At 33.5% G+C, this 9,545-nt stretch carries 13 protein-coding genes; 2 read left to right on the top strand and 11 right to left on the bottom strand.

Annotated features, from left to right (window positions below):
- Positions 1-376: Y-family DNA polymerase (locus IFU39_RS13800; RefSeq protein ID WP_446740341.1), on the bottom strand; the 376-nt coding region annotated here is incomplete at its 3' end.
- Between the two features lie 158 nt (positions 377-534).
- On the opposite strand from IFU39_RS13800, the gene IFU39_RS13795 reads away from it, so the two are divergent.
- Positions 535-1,032 (top strand): stalk domain-containing protein, encoded by a 498-nt coding sequence (locus tag IFU39_RS13795; protein WP_192133189.1) that lies wholly within the window; start codon positions 535-537, stop codon positions 1,030-1,032.
- A 68-nt stretch (positions 1,033-1,100) separates the two neighbouring features.
- Here the strand turns inward: IFU39_RS13795 and IFU39_RS13790 are convergent, their stop codons facing one another.
- The 4 genes from IFU39_RS13790 to IFU39_RS13775 form a co-directional block, all read right to left on the bottom strand.
- The gene (locus IFU39_RS13790; protein WP_192133187.1) at positions 1,101-2,225 is read right to left on the bottom strand and encodes a DUF4238 domain-containing protein; all 1,125 of its coding nucleotides are present in this window, start codon (positions 2,223-2,225) and stop codon (positions 1,101-1,103) included.
- A gap of 198 nt (positions 2,226-2,423) precedes the next feature.
- On the bottom strand, positions 2,424-3,515 hold the full coding sequence (locus IFU39_RS13785) for a hypothetical protein (protein WP_192133185.1): 1,092 nt from the start codon (positions 3,513-3,515) through the stop codon (positions 2,424-2,426).
- Between the two features lie 32 nt (positions 3,516-3,547).
- Positions 3,548-4,111 (bottom strand): hypothetical protein, encoded by a 564-nt coding sequence (locus IFU39_RS13780; protein ID WP_192133183.1) that lies wholly within the window; start codon positions 4,109-4,111, stop codon positions 3,548-3,550.
- 57 nt (positions 4,112-4,168) lie between these two features.
- Complete coding sequence (locus IFU39_RS13775; RefSeq protein WP_192133181.1) at positions 4,169-5,044, bottom strand: hypothetical protein; 876 nt, start codon at positions 5,042-5,044, stop codon at positions 4,169-4,171.
- A gap of 187 nt (positions 5,045-5,231) precedes the next feature.
- Between IFU39_RS13775 and IFU39_RS13770 the strand changes: the two genes are divergently transcribed.
- Positions 5,232-6,158, top strand: a complete 927-nt coding sequence (locus tag IFU39_RS13770) for a hypothetical protein (protein ID WP_192133179.1) — start codon at positions 5,232-5,234, stop codon at positions 6,156-6,158.
- 138 nt (positions 6,159-6,296) lie between these two features.
- On the opposite strand, the gene IFU39_RS13765 is transcribed toward IFU39_RS13770, so the two are convergent.
- The 6 genes from IFU39_RS13765 to IFU39_RS13740 all read right to left on the bottom strand — a co-directional run bounded on the left by IFU39_RS13765 (position 6,297) and on the right by IFU39_RS13740 (position 9,468).
- Entirely contained in the window at positions 6,297-6,569 is a 273-nt protein-coding gene (locus IFU39_RS13765) for a hypothetical protein (protein ID WP_192133177.1), read from the bottom strand.
- Positions 6,570-6,630: 61 nt separating this feature from the next.
- Positions 6,631-7,092 (bottom strand): hypothetical protein, encoded by a 462-nt coding sequence (locus tag IFU39_RS13760; protein WP_192133175.1) that lies wholly within the window; start codon positions 7,090-7,092, stop codon positions 6,631-6,633.
- Between the two features lie 49 nt (positions 7,093-7,141).
- Entirely contained in the window at positions 7,142-7,621 is a 480-nt protein-coding gene (locus IFU39_RS13755; RefSeq protein WP_192133173.1) for a hypothetical protein, read from the bottom strand.
- Between the two features lie 31 nt (positions 7,622-7,652).
- Positions 7,653-8,213, bottom strand: a complete 561-nt coding sequence (locus IFU39_RS13750; RefSeq protein WP_192133171.1) for a hypothetical protein — start codon at positions 8,211-8,213, stop codon at positions 7,653-7,655.
- 229 nt (positions 8,214-8,442) lie between these two features.
- Positions 8,443-8,829, bottom strand: coding sequence for a hypothetical protein (locus tag IFU39_RS13745; protein WP_206759560.1), 387 nt, complete (start codon positions 8,827-8,829; stop codon positions 8,443-8,445).
- Positions 8,830-9,093: 264 nt separating this feature from the next.
- Entirely contained in the window at positions 9,094-9,468 is a 375-nt protein-coding gene (locus tag IFU39_RS13740; protein WP_192133167.1) for a hypothetical protein, read from the bottom strand.
- Positions 9,469-9,545 lie beyond the last annotated feature (77 nt).

Raw genomic sequence — 9,545 nt, 5'->3', positions numbered from 1 at the left:
TCGGGTCATTACCAAAAAGATGTAGAGATCCAGTGACGTCACAAAACAGCTCGTCGATACTATAGGGCTCAACTAAGTCGGTAAACTCCTCAATTATACTCATAATTTGGGTCGAAACTTCAATGTACTCTTGCATATGCGGTCTCACAATTATCAGTTCAGGACACTTTTGAAGTGATTGCCATAATGGTTCAGCGGTTGACACACCTTTTGCTTTAGCTAGAGGACATGCAGCAAGTATGATTCCTGAACGTCTTGCTGGATCTCCTGCAACTGCCAGTGGTTTGTTTTTGTATTGTGGCATTTTAGCCTTTTCAACACTGGCGTAAAACGACTGCATGTCAATTAACATAATTGTCCGCTCTTTCTTCGCCATCATTATCACTCCCATAATCAAATAAGAACGTTTGTTTGTATTATTATTATAAACCGAACATACGTTCTTTATGCAACAGGAAATTTTTGTAGTCTACTTCATTGACAAGATATATACTACAATAAGCAATCTATTTCGCATAACAGAGGAGAATTAAGATGAAAGACAAGTTAAAGGGTTTGGTCATAGGTATTTTGATCGGATCAACAATTACAGGAGCAACAGCATTTGCAGCTACTACTACACCAATTAAAGCAGCTATCCAGAAAGTCAGTCTTTATGTGGATGGAAGTAAGAAGTCCACAACAGATGCAATAACGTATAAAAACACTACATATGTACCAGTCAGAAGTATGAGTAATGCAATTGGTGAGAAGGTCTCATTAAAAGGGGATAATCTTTATATTGGCAAGCAGCCAGTTGCGAAGGTTAGTTTAGACGAAGCTTTCGATCTGCTATACAAAAAAATTAAGAAAGATGTCGATAAATACAATTTAAGTATGATGGAAGATGGAGAAAGCGAGGGTAAATATGTAATTCGTGTATTTGAAGACTTTCCTGATCATATAGCCACATACGGATGGTATTATGTAGATAAAAATACTGGAGCAGTTTATTGGTATGACCTTGTTAATGATAATATGGTAAAACTATAGGGTGGATCTCTCCACCCCTTTTCTTCTTAAAACTTGTCTTTAATATGCTTTGTTGTGTTCCTCACATCTTAGTCATCAAAGAAGAAACTATATTCATCTAGAGCCTTCTCTATAGTTGCCTTGGGATGCGCCTTGGTTTTAATATGGTGATCGTTTTTATACATATTATCAAATATAGAGTAATTTCTTTGAGTTTTACTAAGACAACATTTTTTAAATTTTTTTCCACTACCACATTTACAAGGATCATTTCGCTTTGTTCCGGTATTTTTCATATGTCTGAGTTCTATGAAAAAATCCCATTGTTCGATATCTTTTTCATAGAAAAAAACTTCTTTCTTGTTTAATGCCGCTGTACTTACCCCCGAATTGAAGGCTGCCAGAGTTCTCGAAGGGGATTCGAATCTAAAACTTCCAATAGATTCTTCAAGTTGCTTTCTGCTTTTACCAATACATTTAACATATGAATTATTGATAATAGTCTTATTAATTTTTTGAATTTCTATCTCTGAAAGAATATTAATGAGATTTGGTTTAATAAAATGGGGTGTTTGTCCATTCATATAAACTATATAGTATTTACTGGACAAAGGAATTAACATTAAAATATCTTTGAACCCCAACTGTCGATTGCTGGCATTTGTATATCGCCCTTTAATACTCAATGCAGCAGTAGAAACATACTGGTCACTAAGCAAAAATTCATCATTATCACTCTTTATAATAGAGAAGTCATAAGAGCTTATAATGGTTTGACTTAATTTATCCAAGTAATTGGAGTCCTTTATTTTCTCCAACATTAAAGGGATTTTATCTTCCTTACTAAAACCTCCAAAGGTGAATTCATTCAGTAATGCGCCGCTTCTGTAATAAAACACAAGATACTCTTTCATGTATTTCTCGACTAACTTCTTAATTTCTTCAATGGGAGTCAAATTAGAATCTAAATGGGCGATTATTTCCCTCATCGCTGGAGCAAAATAACTTTCTATTTTCCCAAACATATTCTCCAGATAGTTGCCTTCAAGAAGTGGATGTTCATAGGTGAATTTTTCGGACATTGACTGCCTATAACTAGTCTCATAAATATTATTATTTTTGAGAAGAACTTCAAATACACGACCTTTACTATTTGCAAAATTAGTAAGCATACTTTGTGGAATGTAATGTTGATTCTTAGTAATAGTCCTCAATCTTTTATCCTCCACCACATTAATATGATTTCAATTAAATATTAATTCATTCGGTTGTTAAATGAAATATGTATTAGTTTAGCTTTGTATTATGGACGCGCGACCAGGAAACTTCCATGATAATCTCTAGGGTCATGCACATAGAGATTAATGTTAACTCTCATGGTCGCATCATCTTCCTTTAAAATACATCTTCTATCATGAGATCTTTTTAAAAATTGCTAATCGGTTACTGCCTTCACCAACAATCTCAGTGTGAAAATGTTTGTCTATAAAATCATTGTTATCAATAAATCCTTGAATTTTCTGATAAGTTGATATCTCTTGAAATCCCAACACAAGATTCATGCCTTTATAGAAAATTTGATTTCGGGTAATAGTTTTACTTTTTAATTGGACAGCATCAATAATTATAACTCCGCCTACTTTTAATGACTTGTGATACTCTCTAAAAACACGAGTAACTCCCTCACCTGTGTCGTCATCTTTATCCGTCGAGTACCATATGCATCCTCTAATGTCCATAATGATGTCTGAAGAACACATACCAAGTTTGGCAAGATTCGACTTCAAGTTATTCCCATCATAAGAACCATCTACATAAGTAAACTTCCCGTTACTCTTGGTGATGGCTTTCCCTTCAATATTTTGGCTATAATCCATCAATATAAAGTCGAACTTTTTTGGAAACAGATCATATAGTTTCTCCTCGATTCTACCTTTATTGGCACTAGGACTAACAAAAACCACATTGGATAATTTATATATGTGAGAAGCAACATCTTTTGTATTTAGTAGAAAGTCGTTGTACCATTTCTTCCTTTTCAGGTATTTGTATGTAGCATCAGGCCATCTGTATAGCTTTCCTCCTTTAACATAATCCCAATCTTTCAAGTCTAGCACTCCACGTTTTTTAAGGGCATTAAATCCTTGTTCCATTACAAAATAATAAGTTAGAGATGGAATAACTACGATTGCACAGTAAAGTAAGAAAGTAACAAATACATTAAAAGAAATCGAGGCCAGTGTTAATATTCCCAATATCCAAAAAGCAGCCATAGTAAGTAATATTAAACCCAATATTGACAGAGACCAAAATATGCTATACCCCACAACTCTATCTATAATTGTGTTCATCAGATTTAACCCATATGTGAATGAAATCACCCTAAATCTTAAGAAAATCCAAAACATCAATGAAAATACTAAGCTGATTAAGAAGGGGGCTCCAAAACACCAAAAAAGCAATTTTACAAAATCACTTATTGTTAGTACCGATGCATCAATCACTTATGTTAATTCCCTTCTTTTGAAATTGCTGTTTAGACAGTAGTTATATCTTTCCATTTCACAATTGAAAACAATCTATCAATATGTTCCTGAGTAGCATTCTCTCTTTTATCTAAAAGAGCTTTAACTGATTCTCTGATCTCATATTCCTTTTCATCATCGCCTTGCATTACAGAATAAGGGCTTGGTAAAGTTACGTATCTTTTTACATCAGCACCACAAATTAGATCACGTTTCACCCGTACAGTATGTAGAATTGCCAATGACGACAATAGAGTCAATGGTTGAGCTGCATCTATGCTTTCTTTAATTTGCGGCCAAATGCTCATAACTGTTATCTCATCTTCATCAATCTCTAATTGATCTTCTTTTACATCGACTTCAAACAAAACGACCTTATCTGAGCTTGCAGTGGGAATGACTCTTGAACCAAAGTACACACCTGAGCCGAATTTATCAGTTAAATACACATATCCGTCTGTCGTAGGATTCATATCATCAGAACCATAAGCTCTATCAATTCCTGATGATTTTATTTTCCCACTAGTCAAAATTTCTTTTGCCTTTTGTTCGTAAGTACCATGATATAATATCATTAAAATTCAGCTCCTCAATTTAATAAACTCTTATCAAATAGTCATTTGATTAAGACTTTAAAAGTTTCTAGAAACTACCCACCCTTTTACTAAATAAGTTCTTTCTTCATTAAATCTCCAAATCCATTGATTTCTAAAAATGATATTGAAATCTGCTTCAATAAGATCATCTTCAGTTATTCTACCTCTTACATAGTGTCCTAAGGATTCCATTTTAGATTGTAGATTCTCTTCAAGCATATCCACTGGATTTGGAATATATTTCACCGTAGGCAGGTTATTGCCGAATTCATACTGCTCTGAAGTAATCACTGCCAATCCCATTTTATCTAATCCATGCTTTAGTTGCAGTAAATGTGATTTAGTCATCATTCTAATTAATTGCCGTATACTCTCCTCAAAAATAGGTGATGGATTTAACTCCTGCCAACATAATGTAAAGAGTGAGCCTAATTGTGTTGAAACAGTTGATTCAATCAACAACGAATACTTTTCCTCAAATATTGTTTTCTTGCATATTCCATTTACTATAATATCGTTGAAGATTTTGGTTATCTTAGCGTTGTCTTTCATAAGTAATCCTTCATAATATTCTCCTACAAATTTGTCGCTAAGCACTCCGGTTAAATCTTCAACAATTATATTTAAATTCACATTATTTCCTTCGTATCTATTTAAAACATTTAAGAGTGACTTCTCATCTATATCTAATAACTTCACATTGTCATAATTGTTTAGTAAAAAATCTAAAGTTATATCATTTAAGTTGCCCGCGCCTACAATAATAGCATTCTGTTTTATTGAGATTATAGAACTTGCTCTAGCAATCAACTCATCAACTTCTTTTCTATGAGTATCCCAAATATGACTCAATTCATGCACCTGACTATTCATATTATGAAAATAATCACTACTAACTTTTGCTGTAGCCACAAAAACCTCTCCTTTTATAATTTAACTCATTACATATAGAAACTATAGACTTCTACAGAATGCAAGATTTCGTACTTGTAACTTCAATTCTGTCCCGAAATTGATATTTTTGCTCAAATAAGCTTACTTCTTTACAACCAATTATATCCTTTGATAGACTACAATTAAAAGTTGACGGAGGATATTAATGGAACTTAAGAATATTCAGGTGAAATACAATAATGATTCTAGAGATAACTACGATAGTTGGGAGTTATTCAGAAGGTCAAATGTTGAGCAGGTCTATGAAGTGGTTTTCAAAAGAAACTTCAGCAATTATGGTCGTTTACTTTTACTTGGTGTAGGAAACGGAAATGACATTGACATTAACTACTTTGAAGAAAAGTTTGAGGAAGTTATTCTCGTAGACATTGATGAAGATGCACTAAATCATTTGATATCAAGAGTTAAACATCCAGAAAAATTCACTAAAGTAGTAGCCGATTTAAGTGGTATTGCTCACCACTTTGAAACATTTGAATTCCTAAATAAAACAAGTAGTCAAGTCGAAACATTCTTGCGTAAGATAAAAATAGAACATGATCTATCCAAAATACAGGGAAAATTTGACTGTATCATCAATTGTAACTATACCACTCAACTGATACATCCTCACCTACTCACGGAATTAGATAATTATAAAATAAAACCAACTTCTGGACTTCTACAAGAGAGTTTAGAATTAACTAATAAAATAATTATTGAGCTGTTTAATTTTATCCACTCAAAATTAGAAGACAAAGGATTGTTTGTACATTCTACCGATAAATTTGAAATTTCACATCATGCAAAAACAGATTATTATAGTCCTGGATCTCTTGAAATGATGGAAGAGATGGAATTTCAAATTCATCTAAATACAGACAAACTTCTTACCAAAGAGAACATAATAAAATTCCAAAAATTCGCACTCTCTGGAAGTCAAACCCCAGTTGGGATATTTAACGTTGAGAGTGTTAGATATGCACCATGGACATTTGTGAATACAGAAGAATTCGTAAAACATTATATTTGCGCAATTAATGTTTACAAAAAAAGTATTGTTCCAAAATATAATACGCTTAAAAACCTTTAAAACAGAGGGGATAACTCCCTCTTGGTTATTAAATGTTTCTATCCTAGCTTGTTCTCGAATTTAAATAGATACTTGGCTACCTACCATGACCCAAATTGTATTTATGTTCTATTACGTCAACTGATCCATTCAAAAATTTCATTTCAACTCACTGTCGTATGCATTTGCAAAAGTAATTCCCACAATCTGAACTTCATCATAACTCTGAAACTCTGCACGAGACTCAATTAATCCATGCACTACATTTGCCGCTCGTTGTGCCAGTTCCTCTTTATCCAACTTCTCATCAGAATTAACTCTCACGTTCCTGTTTATGTATTCTTCCGCGTCATCCAGACTAGCATATAGATTAACCACAACTGTATATGAGTATCGAGCATTCTTGGTTTGTTCTTTAACATTTTCAGGCATCGAATAATATTTCAATTCTTTAACCTCACTCTCTCATCAAATGTAATTTTCATCTTATTTTCTAAATTCTTGAATTCAATAATTCATAATTGTTTTTCTTATGATCCAAGATTATTAAATTCTCCAATAATACTCTTATATTTTTTGAATCCAAACTGCCTTGCTCAAATTCGATACCATTAAAGATGAAAGTTTTAATCTGAATTGTGTCTAATTCAACTATGAAGCCATCATTGATGTACTGTTCGAATAATGCCTTCATTCTAATATTGGTATGCTGGCTAGGCCCTGGTTTTAAATAACCAGAAATCCTTCGCTTTAAATTATCAGTCTCACCAATATAGACCACCGTGCACTGGGTATTGGGCTTGTATATCTTCCACCTGTATATTGCAGGCACATGATAAAACTTATTCATTGTCTTATCAAATGGTCGAGGGAAACGATAAGTCTCTATGTTTACCACTGCATCGACGCTCTTCCACTCGAAATTTAGGCTCAAACTGTACATGTTAGTCTCCATTCAAATCTGTACCTCCTTCGAGTAAAGATTCGTTTTATTGTAATCAGATTTACATCAGGCCTAGCCTCTCAAGTAAGTCTGTTAATTCATCGGGACATTCAACTTGAACAATTTGCTGAGAGTTAACCCAAAATCGAACAAATTCTAATTCATCTAAGGATAATGATATCTCATTGATCATATTTCTTATTCTAGGAATATCGGGATTGGCCATTATTAGAATCGTTTTATCGGAACTGTATTCGTAATGTTTCATAAGGCAAAATATCTGAGCACTTAGATGATTTTTAAGTTGTCCTGTCCCAAAAACATATGTACATTGATTATTACCAAGTGAACCTTTTGATTCAACAATTAAAGAGTATCCATTCTTTTCGCCATATACATCGAATCCTCTTTCTTTGTTCTTGGCAACATTTTTAACGTCCACCCTTTTATTTTCGAAATATGATGAAACAGCTAAATTGACTGTATTTTCATCCATTATAAAAGGATCTTTACATCTTTCTATTGGTATTCTTACAGTCATTAATATCTCTCCGTCCTCTTAAAGGCTGAAATTATGCAGAGTTTTCATTAATTTGATTTCGTACTCTTCTCAATATTTCCCGCTTAATTTTTTCACGGTAATCTTCATGTTCCCACTCTCTTAAATCCTTTTTATATCCACAGTTCTCACACTCTAAAGTGTTGATATGAAATGTCCGTCTTCCTTCAACGAGATACCCGTTACAAGTAGTGCAAACAGCAGCAATTTGACGAGAAACGTTATATTTCCCATTATATCTAACCCAATCCCACTCCCATCTAATTCCATCAATAGTGTCATTTCTGTAGTTTAAAAGATCAGGTACGCTGCTAGTTTTATTGATAGCTTTTTCAATAGGCCTAATAAGTTTGAAATAGACTACTGCGCTTAATAGCAATGTCCAAAGTGGCACCCCGAAAGTCAGGATACTTTTTACTAGTTCGTAAGCCCACTTAAAAATGGAAACAAATGCATCACTGAACGGTTGCGACTTGACATAAGCAACTATTGGAGTGCTAATGACTGTACTTAGAACAGCCGTTGTAACACCAATCCCTATCGGGTTCTTGAATATTTTTGAGATATACTTCATGTAATTCACCTCGTTATCACATAATTTTGAAAAAGTATATTGTTGATTATCTCGGAACCATTTTCTATAAATCATTTGTAAGGCAGAATTACTCTCTGAATATCTACATCAACAATAGAACCATCAAGCACCACATTTATTTGCAGCCATATTGCTTTTCATCAACTATGTATACTTCCCGCCCATTACTGCGAAAGACTAATTTTGCTGAAACGAAAACAAATTGCGGTTAGTTATAGACCCAAAACTTTCTAGGAGATTTCGCTGCACCATGCTCCTTATACTCAATATCTATTTTTCCGCAGAACTCTTCAAAGTACCTGAGTATCTGTTCATTTTGCTTAGGCGTTTTACCTAAGATGTTGTTAATGATCTCATTGGTATAACGCCCATGTTTATCGTCATGATCTGTATGCTTTTCTGCTGAATTGTCAACATATCCAATAAATCTACTGGGATAAAAATTTCTGTTTCCATTGTCATCCATGCAAACTATAAAACATATACCCTTCTCTATCCTTTTTCTATAATACTCATTATAATCCTTCGAACATCTGTACTCATCAAATGTTTGCATATTGTTCTTTATATCCTTCCATGAATACACCAACTCCATCTTTCAATCATCTCCAGATCATATGTTCAGAATAATTAATGAAAGTATTATTTCACTAAGAATAACTACGCAATTTTAGATTAATATATCAGTACATAGTATGCTGACCCCTAGCAATACACTTACTTTGCTACCACAATTATACAACAACAAGTGTCCTTCTACCTATGTTTTCTGAAAGTAATTGTGTTCACTGGCCTCAGTTTGACTAGTACTCCATCATAGTGTACACAAAAGAAAAAAGCACCCCGAAGGATGCTTATTTTAAATTTGTTTTAATAGTTCTTGGATACAAGAGAGATGTGCTTTAGTGAAAAAATCTTTAGTCTTATCATTTTCTGCCAGTATAGATTCAAAAATCTCAACAGCTTCTTCTTTGTTTCGCTTTAAGAATGAAATATCGCTATGGCGCATTCGATTAAACGCACAAATCTGAGCGATTGTTTCAATTTCTTTTTGTACATCAAAAATAAACTCTCCATCTTGTGGAATAAGTATCCCCATCTCTACCAAACCACTAACTGCTGTTGTAATTGTTTCGGTATCTGAAGAAAGTAACTCAGCAATTTGGTCAACGGAATAGTATCGTATTTCCTGTCTCATAAGTTCAAATATCTCAACTTGAAGTTCATTTAACATATGTTCTCACCTCCTTGGACCATATATTCGTCGGCTAAGAAGGATTATCCTGTTTTAGTGTCGAAATATCTGTGTTA

This window comes from Paenibacillus sp. CFBP 13594, assembly GCF_014842675.1.
GTDB lineage: Bacteria > Bacillota > Bacilli > Paenibacillales > Paenibacillaceae > Paenibacillus > Paenibacillus amylolyticus_B.
This window is presented reverse-complemented; position numbering and strand designations above follow the sequence as displayed.

Bases quoted from the DNA above. Each gene is read 5' to 3' on its own strand.
- IFU39_RS13795 (WP_192133189.1), top strand. From the start codon at position 535: ATGAAAGACAAGTTAAAGGGTTTGGTCATAGGTATTTTGATCGGATCA.
- IFU39_RS13750 (WP_192133171.1), bottom strand. From the start codon at position 8,213: ATGAAGTATATCTCAAAAATATTCAAGAACCCGATAGGGATTGGTGTT.
- IFU39_RS13755 (WP_192133173.1), bottom strand. From the start codon at position 7,621: ATGACTGTAAGAATACCAATAGAAAGATGTAAAGATCCTTTTATAATG.
- IFU39_RS13740 (WP_192133167.1), bottom strand. From the start codon at position 9,468: ATGTTAAATGAACTTCAAGTTGAGATATTTGAACTTATGAGACAGGAA.
- IFU39_RS13780 (WP_192133183.1), bottom strand. From the start codon at position 4,111: ATGATATTATATCATGGTACTTACGAACAAAAGGCAAAAGAAATTTTG.
- IFU39_RS13765 (WP_192133177.1), bottom strand. From the start codon at position 6,569: ATGCCTGAAAATGTTAAAGAACAAACCAAGAATGCTCGATACTCATAT.
- IFU39_RS13770 (WP_192133179.1), top strand. From the start codon at position 5,232: ATGGAACTTAAGAATATTCAGGTGAAATACAATAATGATTCTAGAGAT.
- IFU39_RS13760 (WP_192133175.1), bottom strand. From the start codon at position 7,092: ATGGAGACTAACATGTACAGTTTGAGCCTAAATTTCGAGTGGAAGAGC.
- IFU39_RS13745 (WP_206759560.1), bottom strand. From the start codon at position 8,829: ATGGAGTTGGTGTATTCATGGAAGGATATAAAGAACAATATGCAAACA.